Raw genomic sequence first — 14,943 nt, 5'->3', positions numbered from 1 at the left:
GCGCGCATACGTGAACGACTGCGCACGCACCTTGAAGGCGACCGCACCGAACGCGCCCGCACCGGCGCTCACACCGAAGGGGCCGCACCATGGCACGACAGGACGACGCGGGACGGACGTACGACGTCGTCCTCTTCGGCGCCACCGGCTTCGCGGGCCGGCTCACCGCCGCCTACCTCGCCGCGCACGCCCCCGAAGGCTGCCGCTGGGCGCTGGCCGGGCGTGACAAGAGCAAGCTGGAGCGGCTCCGCGCCGAACTGGCGGCGAGCCACCCGGCCTGCGCCGACCTGCCCCTCGTGCACGCCGATGCCGCCGACCCCGAGTCGCTGCGGGCCGTGGCCGCCGCCACCCGGGTGCTGGCCACCACCGTCGGCCCGTACCTGAAGTACGGCGAACCGCTGGTCGCAGCATGCGCCGAGGCGGGTACGGACTATGTGGACCTGACCGGTGAGCCGGAGTTCATCGACCTGATGTACGTGCGCCACCACGAGACGGCACGCGCCTCGGGCGCCCGCCTGGTGCACGCCTGCGGCTTTGACTCCGTCCCGCACGACCTCGGCGTGCTCTACACGGTGGGGCTGCTGCCCGAGGGCGTACCGCTGCGCATGACCGGCATCGTCCGCACCAACGCCACCTTCTCGGGCGGCACCCTGGCCTCCGCGCTCACGGTGATGTCGCGGCCGCTCGGCATGGTGCGCGCCGCGCGGGAGCGGCAGCGCGTCGAGCCCCGCCCGGTGGGCCGCACGGTGCGCGCCGTTCCGGGGGCACCGACCCGTGAGCAGGGCGTCTGGGGCGTGCCGCTGCCGACCCTCGACCCGCAGGTGATCGGCCGCTCCGCGGCGGCCCTGGAGCGGTACGGGCCGGACTTCCGCTACCGCCACTACGCCGGCGTCAGGCGGCTTCCCACGGTGGTCGGCGGCGTACTGGGAGCGGGCGCCGCGTACGGTGCGGCGCAGGTCCCGCCCGCGCGCCGGTGGCTGTCGGCACGGCTCGCGCCGGGCGACGGGCCGGACGAGGAGCGCCGCGCCCACAGCTGGTTCAAGGTCCGCTTCGTGGGCGAGGGCGGCGGCCGGCGGGTCGTCACCGAGGTGTCGGGCGGCGACCCGGGGTACGACGAGACGGCGAAGATGCTCGCCGAGTCGGCCCTCTGCCTGGCGTACGACGAACTCCCCGACTCCGCGGGGCAGGTGACGTCGGCGGTCGCGATGGGCGACGCGCTCACGGGCCGCCTGCAGCGGGCCGGGCTGCGCTTCCGGGTGGTGGAGCAGCAGGGCTGACACGGGCCGTACGGGCCCCGTACGCAGGGCGCCGCATCTCCGGCGCCGTACGGGGGCTCCCAGCTCTTGCGCGACGGCTCAGGCGTCAGCGAGCGTCTCAGGTCTCCGTGAGCGTCTCAGGCCTCCGCGAGCGCCCGGCGGCACAGTGCGTCGGCCGCGCGGGTGGTCTCCGGCTGACGGTAGGACGCCGCCAGCCCCAGCGTGTGGGCGCAGGCGCGGTCCAGGCCGACACGGTGGCCCACGGACACGAAGACCGGCTTCACGCCCGGCTGCGTCCGAAGGGCCCGGCCGACCTCCTCGCCGCCGTCCAGCAGCGGGGAGGTGGCGCCCCGCTCCGGTCCCGGCGCCTCGTACGTGAAGGTGAACGGGTTCTTCGCGACACCGATCACCGGCAGCCCCGTGAGCACCCCGAGGTGGCAGGCCAGCCCGAAGCGGCGCGGATGGGCGAGCCCGTAGCCGTCGCAGACCACCAGGTCCGGTACGCGGGCGAGCCGGTCGAGCGCGGCGAGCACGGTCGGGATCTCCCGGAAGGCCAGCAGCCCGGGGACGTACGGGAAGGACACCGGGCCGACCGCCGTCGCCTCGTCGACGACGCCGCGCGTGCGGGCGTCGAGCGCGACGGCCGCGGCCGCGACGACGCCCCGCTCGTCGTCGTACGCGACGTCCACTCCGACCACCGTGCCCGCGAAACCCGGCTCGGGTCCGGGCTCGTCCAGGATGACGTGCGGGCGCAGCCGGTCCTGGGCGGCACGGGCCGCGGCCTCGTCGGCGGGCCAGTTGCGCAGTTCGTCGTCGCGGGAGACGGTTCCGTTGCTCGTCATCGTGGCGCCCACGCTACCGGGCCTCCGTGACGGGGTGAGAGACGGACCGAGGGACAGGAGAGGCAGCGATGACGGTGCCGGAGGAAGCGCGTCCGGTCGTGGTCACGGAGCGGGGCGCGGTGCGCGGCGTACGGGAGACGCCGACACCCGTGCACGGAGAGCCCCTGACGCCCGGCCCCGAGGGTGAAGCGGTGGCTGTCGCCGCCTTCCGGGGGATCCCGTACGCGGCATCTCCTGTGGGCGAGCGGCGGTTCGCGCCGCCCCGGCCGCACCCCGGTTGGCCGGGCGTGCGCGACGCGGCACGGTCCGGGCCCTCGGCGCCGCAGGCCGCTTCGCGGCTGGAGGCCGTGATGGGGCCGCGCGCCGCGGACTGGGACGAGGAGGGCTGCCTGAACCTCAACGTGTGGACGCCCGCCGCCGCGCTCGCCCCCGGAGCGCGGCCCCGCGCGGTACTCGTGTGGTTCCACGGCGGCGGCTGGACCAGCGGTTCGGGCGGCTGGGACTGGTACGACGGCGCGCGGCTCGCCGCACTCGGGGACATCGTCGTGGTCACCGCCAACTACCGGCTGGGCCCGCTGGGCTTCCTCCACCTGCCCGCCATCGGCGCCGCGAACCTGGGCAACCAGGACCAGGCCGCCGTCCTGCGCTGGGTACGGGACACCGTGGCGGCGTTCGGCGGCGATCCCGGCCGCGTCACCGTCGGCGGCCAGTCGGCGGGCGCCTGGTCGGCCCTCTCGCTCGCCCTCGCCCCGGACACCGGCGGCCTGGTGCACCGGGTGATCGCCCAGTCGGGGCCGTGGGGACTGCGCCCGCAGGCCCCGACGGACGCCGCGGAGCGCACCGCCGCCTACCTGCGCATCCTCGGCATCGATCCGGACGGCTCCCCCACCGCGCTCGGCAAGGCGCTGCGCGCGCTGCCCGCCGGGCAGTTGGTGGCCGCGTACGGGCAACTGGCCGCCCGTACGGCCCGGCCGGGCGAGGTGGCACCGCCGATGTACCCGGTGCTCGGCGGGCCGGGCCTGCCGCACGCCTTGCAGGACGCCGTCGCCGACGGCGCGCTGGGCGGCAAGGAGCTGCTGATCGGCGCCACGGAGGACGAGATGACGGCGTTCCTGTCGTTCGACGGTGTGGACCGGTCCGGCGTCGGTCGGCTCACCGCCCGGCTCTTCGGCGACGGCGTCACCGAGATCGCCGCCCATCGTGCGGCCCGGGGCGTCCCCGCCCACGTGTACCGCTTCACCCGCCGCCCGGTACCCGACCCGCACGGCCTCGGGGCGACGCACTGCGCCGAGCTGCCCTTCCTCTTCGGCACGTTCGACGCGTACCCCGAAGCGCCGATGCTCGGCCCCGTGGGCGACGACGACCGCGCACTGGCCCGCGCCTTCGGCGGTGCCCTCGCCGCCTTCACCGCCACCGGCTCCCCCGAGGCGCACGGGCTCTCCCTCTGGGGCCCGTGGCTGCCCGGGCCGTCCCCGGAGGTCATGCGCTTCTGACCCCTTCGAGGAGCCGGGCGCCGGACGCCGTGCCCGCGGTCTTACTCCTTGCCGCGGGCGCGGCGGAAGCGGGACAGGCCGTCGGCGAGGTCGAGCAGCGGGTCGGGGTAGTCGTACTGTGCGCGCTCCCGTGCGGGCAGCTTCCACGGCTCGTGGACCGCGCGCCCCTCGATCCCGGCGAGTTCGGGAACCCAGCGGCGTACGTAGGCGCCGTCCGGGTCGTACCGCTTGCCCTGGGTGACGGGGTTGAAGACGCGGTTGGGCCGGGAGTCCGTGCCGGTGCCCGCCACCCACTGCCAGTTGAGCTGGTTGTTGGCCACGTCGCCGTCGACCAGCAGGCGCAGGAAGTGCCGGGCCCCGGCGCGCCAGTCCACGTACAGCGTCTTGGCCAGGAAACTCGCGGTCAGCAGCCGCCCGCGGTTGTGCATCCAGCCCTCGTGGGCCAGTTGCCGCATGGCGGCGTCGACGACGGGATAGCCCGTCCGCCCCTGCTGCCAGGCCTCGACCTCCGCCCGCGCCCCCTTCTCGGTACGCCAGCGGTCGTGCTGCGTGCGGTACTCCTCGGCCGCCGCCCGGGGCCGGGCGGCCAGCACCTGATGGTGGAAGTCCCGCCAGCAGAGCTGCCGTACGAAGGCCTCGGCCCCCGCGCCACCCTTCGTGCGCGCCCGGTGCACCGCCTCCACGGGGGAGACCGTCCCGAAGTGCAGGTGCGGGGAGAGCCGGGAGGTCGTGTCGCCCGCGAGGTCGTCGTGCCGGTCCTCGTAGGCGTCCATGCCGTCGCGGCTCCACGCGGACAGCCGGGCCCGGCCCTCGGCCTCGCCGCCGCTCGTCAGCCCTTCAGAGACGCCCTTGACGGCCTTCCGGGACGGGATCTTCTCGGAGCCGATACCGTTCGGCACCCGGACGGTCCGCGGGGCGCCCAGCGGCTTGCGGAGGCTCTGCTGCTCCCACTTCCGGGCGTACGCGCCGAACACCGCGAAGTGGTCCCTGGACTGCGGGGTGACCGCACCGGGCGGTACGGCGGTCACGACCCCGTCATGGACGTGCAGCCGCCGGCCGTCGGCGGCCAGTGCGGCGCGCAGCCGGTCCTCGCGGCGCTGGGCGTAGCCGCTGACGTCGGCCGACATGTGCACATCGGCGGCATCCGCCTCGGCGGCGACCTTGCACACGGTCTCGGCCACGTCGCCCGACCGCACCACCAGCCGGCCGCCCCGGTCCCGGAGCGCCGCGTCGAGGGCGGTCAGGCAATCGGCCAGGAACGCCGAGCGGTTCGGCGTCGCGAAGCCGGCTGCACCGATGGCATCGTCCCGCACGAAGAGCGGCACCACCTCCCGCCCCTGCTTCAAGGCCGCGCGCAATGCAGACTGATCGTGCACCCGCAGATCGGCGGTGAACAGGACGACGGACACGGTCATGGTGGTACTCCGGTTCAGGAAGGTGCGTTGACGCCCCACGATGCCGTGCCGCCCTGCTCACCGCTCTACGCCACGCCGCCCGCGATCTGCTTGCGAGGGCACCGGCCCCTCTCCTTGATGCCCCCTCCGCTCACGCCCCTCGAAGAGGCCGGTCAGGGCATGGTGGGGAACGCCCTCACGTACAAGGCTGGGAAGGGACAGCACGGGAGCGGGGCGGCGGAAGGGCGGCCGGCAATGGCGACCGACGAACCGGACAGGAACGAAGCCGTACGCACGACTTCGAAGTGCGGCGACACGGGGCACTCCGGAGAGCCGCCGATACGGGTCTTCCTGCTGGACGACCACGAGGTCGTGCGCCGCGGCCTGCGCGACCTCCTGGAGGACGAGCCGGACATGGCCGTCGTGGGCGACGCGGCCGACGCCCGCCAGGCGCTCGCCCGGGCCCCGGCGCTGCGGCCGCACGTCGCCGTGCTCGACGTACGCCTCGGCTCCAGTGCCGAGGCGGGCGACCACGAAGGCATCGACGTGTGCCGCGAGTTGCGCGTCGCGCTCCCCGGCCTGGCGTGCCTGATCCTCACGTCCTTCGATGACGACGAGGCCCTCTTCGACGCCATCATGGCCGGCGCCTCCGGCTACGTGCTCAAGCAGATCAAGGGCTCGGCCCTCGTGACGGCCGTACGGACGGTGGCGGCGGGCCGGTCGATGCTGGACCCCGGCGCCACCGCCCGCGTACTGGCCCGGGTGCGCGGCCCGGCCGTCCCCGCCGGCCCGCCCGAGCTGGCCCGGCTCTCCCCACGGGAGCGGCAGATCCTCGACCTCATCGGGGAGGGCCTGACCAACCGCCAGATAGCCGAGCGCCTCTACCTCGCCGAGAAGACCGTGAAGAACCGCATCTCCGCGATCCTCACCAAGCTCAAGGTCGGCCGCCGCATCCAGGCCGCGGTCATCGCCGAACGCGTACGGGAGCGCGAGGAGCCACCCGGCCACCGTTGAGCACGGGCCCCTTCGCCCCTTTGCTCCGCAGGCCGCGACCCGCATCGCCCCGCACTCCAGGCATCACCCGGAAACCTCAGGAATGTCCATGGCCCCGTACCGCGTCCTGATCGCCTACGGAAGCTCGTCCGAGTCCACCCAGGGCATCGCGGAGGAAATCGCCGCCGCACTACGGGAGGACGGCTTCGACACCGAACTGCGCCCCGCAGCGGAGATCGTGAGCGTGGGCCCGTACGACGCCGTCGTCCTCGGCGGTGAGCTGCGCGGAGGCCGGTGGCACCGCGAAGCCCGCCGCTTCGCCCGCCGGCATGCGGCGCAACTGCGTTCCCGCGCCGTCTGGTTCTTCAGCAACGGACCCGGCTCGGCGGACGCGTCGGCGAGCGGCGGGGCCGACGCGCCGTCGGTCCGCGGCGCGATCCGGGCCATGGACCGCACCGGGGCCCGCGGCCACCTCACGATCGGTGGCCGGACCGGCCGGCTCCCCCGTGTCCCGTTCACCCGCTCGACGGCCCCTGGCGACTTCTCGGCCGACCACCGGGAGGTGTCCCGGGTCCGCGACTGGGCGCATCACATCGCGAACGAGGTGAGCGACTCCTGACGGGGCGGGGCTGCCGGGTGCGGCGGGGCGACGCGTACGGGAGCAGGGCCGGGGAAGTCGGCCGGCCGGCTCCACCGGGGTGCGGTGGAGGGGTCAGCGCTGGCCGCCGCCGAAGAGGGAGCCGAGGACGTTGCCGGCGAAGTCCAGGCCCGCCTGCTCCCGCGGAGTCAGCTGGTCCGGTTCGTCCGCGGGTGCCGCGACCGCGGACCCGGTGGCGAGCAGTCCTGCGGTGAAGACGGCGGCGAGCATGACCGTGAGACGTCGCATCATTGCTGTTCCTTCCCGTGAGGAAACCAGTGCGGCTCCATCCTCGGCCGCGGGCCGACCACCCGCCACGCGACGCCCCCGGCGCTGCTGCGAACGGACCACGAGCGCCATCCGTCCTGCTCCGCGCCGTACCGCCCCGCCACGAGCCGGTGCAACACCTGTCCTATATTTCAAGGATGTTCGTACTTGAGTTGACCTACACCGCCCCTCTCGACCGCGTGGAAGCCGCGCTCGACGAGCACGTCGCCTGGCTGGACCGGCACTACGCCGCCGGACACTTCCTCGCCTCCGGCCGCAAGCAGCCGCGCGACGGCGGCGTCATCCTCGCCTCGGTCGAGGACCGCGCCACGGCGGAGCGGATCAGCCAGGAGGACCCGTTCGTCACGGCCGGCGTGTGCGAGTACCGGATCACCGAGTTCATCGCCACCAAGACCGTCCCGGACCTGGAGAGCCACCGCGAGCAGCAGCCCGCCTGACGCAAAAGGCCTGACGAGAGGGGTGTGCGCGCCGGTTTTCCGGCGAGCGCACCCCTCTTTTTTCATGCCCCGACGACCCCGCTCACTCATTCGAGGGATGGCAGCCCGGCGCCAAACTGCGTACAGTTGATTGCAGTGAAGCCAAAAGTTGCAGTTTCGTGCACGAGCCGAGGGATTCACGCAAGCAATGGACGCCGAGTGGCGGACGACGGGGACGAAGGGCGGGGTCAGCGATGAGCGGCATGTCGCACATGGAGCAGGAGCTGCGCAGCCAGCCGGAGACCTGGCGCGAGGCGGTGCGCCTGGGCGGCGCGGACGGCCCGCTGCCGAAGGCCGGCCGGCGCGTGGCCGTCATCGGCTGCGGCACCTCGTGGTTCATGGCGCAGTCGTACGCCGCGCTGCGTGAGGCGGCCGGCGCCGGTGTCACCGACGCCTTCCCCGCCTCCGAGGCGTTCCTCGGCACCGAGCGGGGTTACGACGCCGTGGTGGCGATCACCCGTTCCGGCACCACGACGGAGGTCCTCCGCATACTCGACGCCGTGCAGGGCCGGATCCCCACGGTGACCCTGCTCGGCGACCAGGACACCCCGGCGAAGGAACTCTCCGACGAGACGGTCGCCCTGCCCTTCGCCGACGAACGCTCCGTCGTGCAGACGCGGTTCGCCACCACCGCCCTGGCCCTGCTCCGTACGCATCTGGGCGAGGACCTCTCCGCCGCGATAGGTGACGCCGAGGAGGCACTGTCCGCGCCGGTCGCCCCGGAGTGGGTCGACGCCGAACAGTTCTCCTTCCTCGGCACCGGCTGGACCGTCGGCCTGGCCAACGAGGCGGCACTCAAGATGCGCGAGGCGTCGCAGAGCTGGACCGAGTCCTACCCGGCCATGGAGTACCGGCACGGCCCGATATCCATCGCCGCTCCCGGACGCGTCACATGGCTCTTCGGCAACGCACCGGAAGGGCTGGCCGACGACGTCGTACGGACCGGCGCCCGGTTCGTGGCACACGACCGCGACCCGCTCGCCGACCTGGTACTGGTCCACCGCGTCGCACTGGAACGCGCCCGCGCCCGCGGCCTGGACCCCGACAGCCCCCGCAGCCTCACCCGCTCGGTCATGCTCGCCCCGACGACGACTCCCTGACCGCGGGCCTTCGCTTCCCTACTTCCCCTGCTTCCCCCGACCACCGCCTCTGAGCTTCGCCGCTGCCCATCGACCGGCACCCGCGCCTCACCGGCACCGCCACCGTATTCGCTCCTCCCCCACCCACTCTCCTACGTGATCCCGAGATCCAGGGATCCGGAGATCCCGTGATCACCCGATCCCGAGATCCCGAGATCCACGGACCGTCCATACGCCAGGGAGGCCGGCTCCATGCCCCTCGTCCCCACGTCAGAGATCGTCCGGGCCGCCGATGAGGCACGGGTCGGCGCCATGTCCTTCAACGTCATTCACCTGGAGACCGCGGAAGCGCTGGTCGCCGCCGCCGAGCGCACGGGCATTCCGCTCATCCTCCAGATCAGCGAGAACTGCATCCGGTACCACGGCAGTCTGTTGCCGATCACCCGCGCCTCCCTCGCGCTCGCGGAGGCCTCGTCCGCACGGGTGGCCGTGCACCTGGACCACATCACGCAGCACCAGCTCGTGTACGAGGGGGTCGAGGCCGGGGTGAGCTCGGTGATGATCGACGCCTCCGCCCTCCCGTACGAGGAGAACGTGGCGACGACGGCGGAGCTGACCGCCTGGTGCCACGAGCGGGGCGTGTACGTCGAGGCGGAGCTCGGCGAGGTGGGCGGCAAGGACGGCGTCCACGCACCCGGCGTGCGCACCGATCCGGACGAGGCGCTGGCGTACGTCACGGCCACGGAGGTGGACGCGCTCGCCGTGGCGGTCGGGTCGTCGCACGCCATGCGGGAGCGAACGGCCGTACTGGACAAGGAACTGATCGGGGCGCTGCACGCGAAACTGCCGGTACCGCTGGTGCTGCACGGCTCTTCGGGCGTGCCGGACGAAGAGCTGCGCCGGGCGATCGCCGCGGGCATGACGAAGATCAACATATCGACCCACCTGGTCTCGGTGTTCACCCGCTCCGTCCGGGAGACGCTGACCACGGAGCCGGACCTGGTCGACTCGCGCAAGTACCTCAAGCCCGCCCGCGAAGCGGTGACCGAGGAGGCGGCCCGGCTGCTGAACGCGCTCAGCGCGAAGACGGCACTCCCCGGCCAGTACGCCCCCGCGACCCCGGCCTGCGGCTGAGCCGGCGAGCGGGTGGCGGCGAAGTCGGCGAGCAGGGGGGGGACGGCTGGGCCGGGGGCGAGGGGCGGGGAAGGGGGTTGCGCCGGCGGAGAGGGAGAGGGGGCGATGTCGACGGTTAGGGTCTTCGCATGAAGCGCCATGAACGGATGAACGCCCTGCTGGAGCTGCTCGGGGAACGGGGCAGGGTGGAGGTCGACGAGGCGGCGACCGCGCTCGAGGTGTCGGCGGCGACCATGCGTCGCGACATGGACGCGCTGGCCGAGCAGCAGTTGCTCACCCGGACCCGTGGTGGCGCGGTGCTCAGTTCCGTGGCGTACGACCTGCCCATCCGTTACAAGCACTCGCACCGCGCGGCGGAGAAGGATGCGGTGGCCCAGGCGGCGGCCGGACTGGTCGAGCGGGGCGACGTGGTCGGGCTGAGCGGGGGTACGACCACCACGGAGATCGCCCGGGTGCTCGCGACCCGGCCGGACTTCGCGGAGGCCGGGCCGCAGCCGCATCTGACGATCGTCACGAACTCGCTCAACATCGCCAACGAGCTGGCCGTGCGGCCGCAGATCAAGATCGTGCTGACGGGCGGGGTCGCGCACTCGCGGTCGTTCGAGCTGGTCGGGCCGTTCAGCGAGCTGGTGCTGCAGCAGATCTCCGTGGACATCTCGTTCATCGGGGCGAACGGAGTGGATCCGCAGCGGGGCGCCACGGTGCACGACGAGGCCGAGGCACGCATCAACCGGCTGATGGCCGAACGCTCCCAGCGGGCCGTGGTCGTCGCGGACTCCTCCAAGATCGGGGAGCGCTGCTTCGCCCGGGTCGGCGACGCGGACGTGTTCGACACGTTCATCACCGACGACCGCGTGGAGGAGTCGGTCCGGCAGGAATTCACCGACCGCGGCCTCCACGTCATCGCCGCCACGACGTCGCGAGCCGGCTCCGGCCCCGCCTCGGCTGCTCCTTCCGCCTCTGCCTCGGCCTCAGCATCCGCCTCTGCCTCCGCCCCGGCGCCGGCGCCGGCGCCGGCCCCGGATCCTCACTGACGCGGGGATCGGCCGCCGGTGGGGTGACCGAGAGGGGCCGATGCCGGTGGTGGGGCTCCGAGCATCGGGCGTGGGGCGTCGGGTGCCGGACCTGGGTTCAGCGAGCGGGGTGGAGGAGGGCTTCGGCGCCGCCGTCCACGAAGAGGAGTTGGCCGGTGACATGGGTGTTCTCGGGTGAGGTGAGCCAGGTGAGGAGGGGGGCGATCTGTTCGGGCCGGGCGTGGCCGTTGAGCGGCATCGGGACGCTGGTGTCGACGACCTTGCGCAGGTCGGGGTCGGCGAGCATGCCTTCGGTCATCGGGGTGAGGACGGTGCCGGGGCCGATGGCGTTCAGCGGGATACCGGCGCCCGCCCAGTCGTCGGTGACCGCCGTGCGCCGTACCCACCGGGCCAGAGCGGCCTTGGACGAACCGTAGATGAGGTGACCTTCGCCGCGGTCGAGGGCGTTCTGTGCCGCGATGGCCGCCGCCTCCTCGTCGCCCGCCAGCGACGCCTCGACGATGGCCGGATCGGTGGGGTGGGCGGCGGCGACGGAGGCCACGACGACCGCGCGTGGGGCGGTACCGGCGGCGAGGAGCGGGCGCAGGCTCTCCAACGTGGCGATCGCACCGAAGTAGTTGACCCGGACGGTGGCGGGCACGAAGTGCGCGAGGCCGGCGCAGGCGATGACGGCGTCGAGCCGGCCGCCGGTCAGTTCGCGGGCCTGGGAGGCCAGTTCGGCACGGCCGCTCTCCGTGGCGAGGTCTGCCGCTATCGCGACACCGTCGGCTTCCCTGGTCCGGTCGGCCCCGATGACGGTATGGCCCGCGGCGCGCAGCCGGTCCGCGGTGGCCTTGCCGATACCGGACGCAGCTCCGGTGACGAGGTACGTACGAGCGGAAGCGGAGGAAGAAGCGGAACAGGCGGAAGGGAAAGCGGAGGAGGAAGCGGAAGAGGAAGGGGGCATGTCGGCTCCTTGTGGCTCGGGGCACGGGGTGCGGGGCGGGGCGTATGGAGCGGCAACTCGCTGGGCCGGCAGCCAATTTAGATTAAGTGGCACGACATGCCAATAAGCCGGGGCGCGGCACTGTGGCAGAGTGACGGCCCGGCGGCACACGAGGGCGGCGAAGGGGCGACGCGGATGGCAGCGGGGCGTGGGCGGCCGTCGTTCAGCGAAGACCGGCGCCAGGCGACCCGGATGATGATCGCCGAGGCGGCGGCCGAGCTGTTCTCCGACCGGGGGTACGAGGCGACGACGGTCGAGCACATCGCGGCGGCCGCCGGGATCTCGTTGCGCACCTTCTACCGTTACTGTCCGGCGAAGGAGGACGCGCTCACGCCGGTCTTCACGGCGAGCGTCAGCGGTCTCGTCGACCAGCTCGCCGTCCGTCCCGCCGAAGAGCCCCTGGTCGAGGCCGTCGGGGCGGCATTCGCCGAGGGGGCCGCGCTGCGCCGGCTCGCCGACGCGGAGCGGGCGCGGCGGCTGCTCCGGGTGATGGGTTCGGTGCCGGCACTCCGTACGCGCTGGCTGGCGGCGGGCCGGGATCTGCAGGACCGGCTCGCACCCGTTCTCGCCCCGCGCACCGACGGGGACCCCGACAGCATGGAGACCCGGCTGCTGGCCGCGGCGCTGATCGACGCGCTCACGGTGGCGATGGAGTTCTGGGCCCGGGAACAACACGGCCCGGAAGATCAGGCAGACGAAGATCAGACAGATGAAGACGTCATGGTCTTGACCGCTCGGGCGTTGCGGTACTTGCGGATCGATGACCGACGGGCGGTCGGTGACCGGAGGGCGATGCCCGCGGCGGCCGACGGCGAGCTGTAACGGCGAACAGCCTGCGACGACCGCGAGCGGCCAGCGACGCCGGACCGACCTGCCTCGCCCCCGCCCCGCCGGGCGGCCGGCCCCCACCCAGTGGCCAGCCGCCCCGTTGCTCCGGCCACCCCGTGGCCTGCCGCTCGGCGCGAGCGGTGGTCAGCAGGAGCGGTTCTTGACGTACAGCGCGCGGGGGTCGCGGTCGGTGCCGTAGCGGACGTTCTTCGTGGTGCCCTTCTTGAGGCGGCCGCGCGGATCGGGGCGCCACGGGACGACGATGGTGTAGCAGGCGGTCCGCTTGGCGCAGAGGTTCTTCAGGCGTACGTAGCGCTTGTGCTTCTTCGTGTAGTACTTCGCCACCTTGACGCACTGCGGCGTCTCCTGGTGACGGGGAGCGGCGGAGGCGGGCTCGGCCGACGCGATGCCGAGCGTTCCGCTCAGTATGGCCGCGACAATGGCTATAGCCAGGTATCTACGCATGGGTCCCCCCGTGATCGGTCCACTTGACTATCGCATTTTCCGCGAGACGGACAAGGGACACCCCACCGTACAAGGGAGCACGCTGCGGCCCAGGGGGCGGCGGGGGCGCCCGGACCGGGGGCACGCTTCCCGCGGTGCTCCCGGTGTGCTGCCGTGCGGACGCGCCCGATGAGGCGGTCGGGAGAGAGGGCGGCGACGACCCGAAGCCACCGCTTCAGCCAGTCACTATCAGTCACCATCGATCACGACCAGGTCGTCACGGACACCGCCGCCACACTCGCCAATCATTCACGAGTAAAACACCTGCTAATATTTATGTATGGGCAAGCACGCTGGACCGACACGACTGGGACAAAGGATCACGAAGAGCCTCCGCATCAGCACCAATGCCAACGCCGACGCCGGGGGCGTCGTCCGGGCGCGGCCGCTGCCGGTCAGGAGCACCGTGCGGCTCCGGCGGCCGCTGGAGACCCGGCACTGGCACAAGCCGGCCTTCAGCGCGGCCGTCGCCATCGGCGTACCGGATCTCGCGCTGCTCGCCCTGGACCGGATGGACCTGGTCCTCTACACCTCGGCCGGCGCGATGTGTGCGCTCTACGGGCACAACAAGCCGTACGCCGCGCGTGCCCGAACCGTCGCGTGGGTGATCCTGGGCATGATCGCCAGCCTCGCCGTCGGCCTGGTCGGCTCGTCCTTCATCGGCAGCACCCTGCTGCTGGTGGTGATCGCCTCGGCGCTGGCCGCGGTACACAAGATGATGTGCGACGCGACCCGTATCGGGCCGCCCGGCAACCTCATCATCACCTTCATCTCGGCCTCGGCCTTCTTCGTGCCGCAGCGGCCGGACCAGATCCCGTTCCACCTGCTGCTCGCCGTCGCGGGCGGGGCCGTCGCCTGGCTGGTGTGCATGGCGCCCCGGCTCGTACGGCCGGAGGGGCCGCAGCGGATCGCCACGGCGCGGGCGCTGGAGGCGGCCGCCGGACTGCTGCGTGCCGCGCCCGAGGCCACGGCAGGCCCCCGGCACGCCACGGCCGCCGCGGTCAACGCCGCGTGGCAGACGATCTTCCTCGTACCGGCCCGCAGTGCGGCCAAGTACGCCGCCAGAGCGCGCCTGGAACGCCTGCTCGTCCGGGCCGAATCCGTACTGGCCGTGGCGGACGTGCCCGCCGGGGAGCGGGCGGCGGACGCCGAGCTGTTCGACGCCTGGGCGCGTGACCTGCGGCGTGGCCTGCCGCTGCCCGAGGTGACGCTGGATGCCGGGCAGACCGCCGAGCTGGCCGGTATCGCCGCCGATCAGGACGGAGCCGGGCTGGATCTGCGCCGCCCCTCCCCCGATCACCGGCGCGGCTTCCGGCCCGTCCTCGCGCAGTTGCGGCCCGGGTCGCCGCTGCTGCCGGTCGGGGCGCGGGTGATGATCGGCTGTACGTTGGCGGGCTGGGCCTCGATGGCCATCGGCTCCGAGCACCCGTACTGGGCGGTCGTCACCGCGGCTTCGGTCTTCCAGGCCAACACCACGCTCTCGTGGCAGCGCGCCGTGCAGCGCTCCCTGGGCAATCTCCTCGGGCTGCTCCTCTTCACCGCGCTGCTGCCCGTGATCCACACCGGGCACCTCGCCATGGTGCTGCTGGTGATCCTCTTCCAGATCGGCGCGGAGGCGTGGATCCCCCGCAACTACTGGCTCGGCTCGGTCTGCGTGACGCCGATGGCGCTGCTGCTGACCTCGTTCGGCAATGCGCTGCCCGCGGGCGTCCTCGTACGCGACCGCTGGGTGGACACGGTGGTCGGCGCGGTCATCGGCCTGGTCTGCTGCGTACTGGTGACCAACCGGCGGGCGACGGACCGCATCGAGGCCGCGGTCGGACGGGTCATCGCGGCCCGGGAGGCGGCGGACGCCCTGCTCACAGCGGACCGGGCGGACGACCTGGCAGCGGACCCGGCGCTCACGGCGAACCAGCCGGACGATCCGCGGGACCGGCCGAACAGCCCGGCGACGGACCCGGCGCTCACGGCGAACCAGCCGGACGATCCGCGGGACCGGC

Annotated in this window: 15 protein-coding genes; 10 read left to right on the top strand and 5 right to left on the bottom strand. The window is 73.1% G+C overall.

What is annotated here, in order from left to right; genetic code table 11:
- The first annotated feature begins 89 nt into the window (after nt 1–89).
- Nucleotides 90–1,277, top strand: coding sequence for a saccharopine dehydrogenase NADP-binding domain-containing protein (locus ABZ840_RS19255; protein ID WP_361561174.1), 1,188 nt, complete (start codon nt 90–92; stop codon nt 1,275–1,277).
- Between the two features lie 116 nt (nt 1,278–1,393).
- Here the strand turns inward: ABZ840_RS19255 and ABZ840_RS19250 are convergent, their stop codons facing one another.
- Entirely contained in the window at nt 1,394–2,098 is a 705-nt protein-coding gene (locus tag ABZ840_RS19250) for an endonuclease V (protein ID WP_361561172.1), read from the bottom strand.
- Nucleotides 2,099–2,166: 68 nt separating this feature from the next.
- On the opposite strand from ABZ840_RS19250, the gene ABZ840_RS19245 reads away from it, so the two are divergent.
- Complete coding sequence (locus ABZ840_RS19245; RefSeq protein WP_361561170.1) at nt 2,167–3,591, top strand: carboxylesterase family protein; 1,425 nt, start codon at nt 2,167–2,169, stop codon at nt 3,589–3,591.
- A gap of 41 nt (nt 3,592–3,632) precedes the next feature.
- On the opposite strand, the gene ABZ840_RS19240 is transcribed toward ABZ840_RS19245, so the two are convergent.
- Nucleotides 3,633–5,006 (bottom strand): deoxyribodipyrimidine photo-lyase, encoded by a 1,374-nt coding sequence (locus tag ABZ840_RS19240; protein ID WP_361561168.1) that lies wholly within the window; start codon nt 5,004–5,006, stop codon nt 3,633–3,635.
- Between the two features lie 234 nt (nt 5,007–5,240).
- Here ABZ840_RS19240 and ABZ840_RS19235 point away from each other — a divergent pair, with 234 nt between their 5' ends.
- Nucleotides 5,241–5,999 (top strand): response regulator transcription factor, encoded by a 759-nt coding sequence (locus ABZ840_RS19235; RefSeq protein ID WP_361561166.1) that lies wholly within the window; start codon nt 5,241–5,243, stop codon nt 5,997–5,999.
- A gap of 88 nt (nt 6,000–6,087) precedes the next feature.
- Nucleotides 6,088–6,597: a flavodoxin domain-containing protein gene (locus ABZ840_RS19230; protein ID WP_361561164.1), complete on the top strand. Its 510-nt coding sequence runs from the start codon at nt 6,088–6,090 to the stop codon at nt 6,595–6,597.
- Between the two features lie 93 nt (nt 6,598–6,690).
- Here the strand turns inward: ABZ840_RS19230 and ABZ840_RS19225 are convergent, their stop codons facing one another.
- On the bottom strand, nt 6,691–6,867 hold the full coding sequence (locus tag ABZ840_RS19225; RefSeq protein ID WP_361561162.1) for a hypothetical protein: 177 nt from the start codon (nt 6,865–6,867) through the stop codon (nt 6,691–6,693).
- 173 nt (nt 6,868–7,040) lie between these two features.
- On the opposite strand from ABZ840_RS19225, the gene ABZ840_RS19220 reads away from it, so the two are divergent.
- The 4 genes from ABZ840_RS19220 (at nt 7,041) to ABZ840_RS19205 (ending at nt 10,626) form a co-directional block, all read left to right on the top strand.
- A complete protein-coding gene (locus tag ABZ840_RS19220; protein ID WP_361561160.1) occupies nt 7,041–7,340 on the top strand; it encodes a YciI family protein in 300 nt (99 codons plus the stop codon).
- Nucleotides 7,341–7,573: 233 nt separating this feature from the next.
- Nucleotides 7,574–8,479: a sugar isomerase gene (locus ABZ840_RS19215; RefSeq protein WP_361561158.1), complete on the top strand. Its 906-nt coding sequence runs from the start codon at nt 7,574–7,576 to the stop codon at nt 8,477–8,479.
- A 231-nt stretch (nt 8,480–8,710) separates the two neighbouring features.
- Nucleotides 8,711–9,592, top strand: coding sequence for a class II fructose-bisphosphate aldolase (locus ABZ840_RS19210; RefSeq protein WP_361561156.1), 882 nt, complete (start codon nt 8,711–8,713; stop codon nt 9,590–9,592).
- 128 nt (nt 9,593–9,720) lie between these two features.
- Entirely contained in the window at nt 9,721–10,626 is a 906-nt protein-coding gene (locus tag ABZ840_RS19205; RefSeq protein ID WP_361561154.1) for a DeoR/GlpR family DNA-binding transcription regulator, read from the top strand.
- Between the two features lie 97 nt (nt 10,627–10,723).
- On the opposite strand, the gene ABZ840_RS19200 is transcribed toward ABZ840_RS19205, so the two are convergent.
- Nucleotides 10,724–11,572: an SDR family oxidoreductase gene (locus tag ABZ840_RS19200; RefSeq protein ID WP_361561152.1), complete on the bottom strand. Its 849-nt coding sequence runs from the start codon at nt 11,570–11,572 to the stop codon at nt 10,724–10,726.
- 174 nt (nt 11,573–11,746) lie between these two features.
- On the opposite strand from ABZ840_RS19200, the gene ABZ840_RS19195 reads away from it, so the two are divergent.
- Nucleotides 11,747–12,433 (top strand): TetR family transcriptional regulator, encoded by a 687-nt coding sequence (locus tag ABZ840_RS19195; protein ID WP_361561150.1) that lies wholly within the window; start codon nt 11,747–11,749, stop codon nt 12,431–12,433.
- Nucleotides 12,434–12,583: 150 nt separating this feature from the next.
- Here the strand turns inward: ABZ840_RS19195 and ABZ840_RS19190 are convergent, their stop codons facing one another.
- Nucleotides 12,584–12,904, bottom strand: a complete 321-nt coding sequence (locus ABZ840_RS19190; protein WP_361561148.1) for a hypothetical protein — start codon at nt 12,902–12,904, stop codon at nt 12,584–12,586.
- Nucleotides 12,905–13,223: 319 nt separating this feature from the next.
- Here ABZ840_RS19190 and ABZ840_RS19185 point away from each other — a divergent pair.
- The coding region (locus ABZ840_RS19185; protein ID WP_361561146.1) for an FUSC family protein at nt 13,224–14,943 on the top strand (1,720 nt) is incomplete at its 3' end.

It is taken from the genome of Streptomyces sp. NPDC047117, from assembly GCF_040643545.1.
GTDB lineage: Bacteria > Actinomycetota > Actinomycetes > Streptomycetales > Streptomycetaceae > Streptomyces.
The sequence above is the reverse complement of the archived record's forward strand: the minus strand, read 5'-3'. Positions and strand labels throughout refer to the sequence as shown.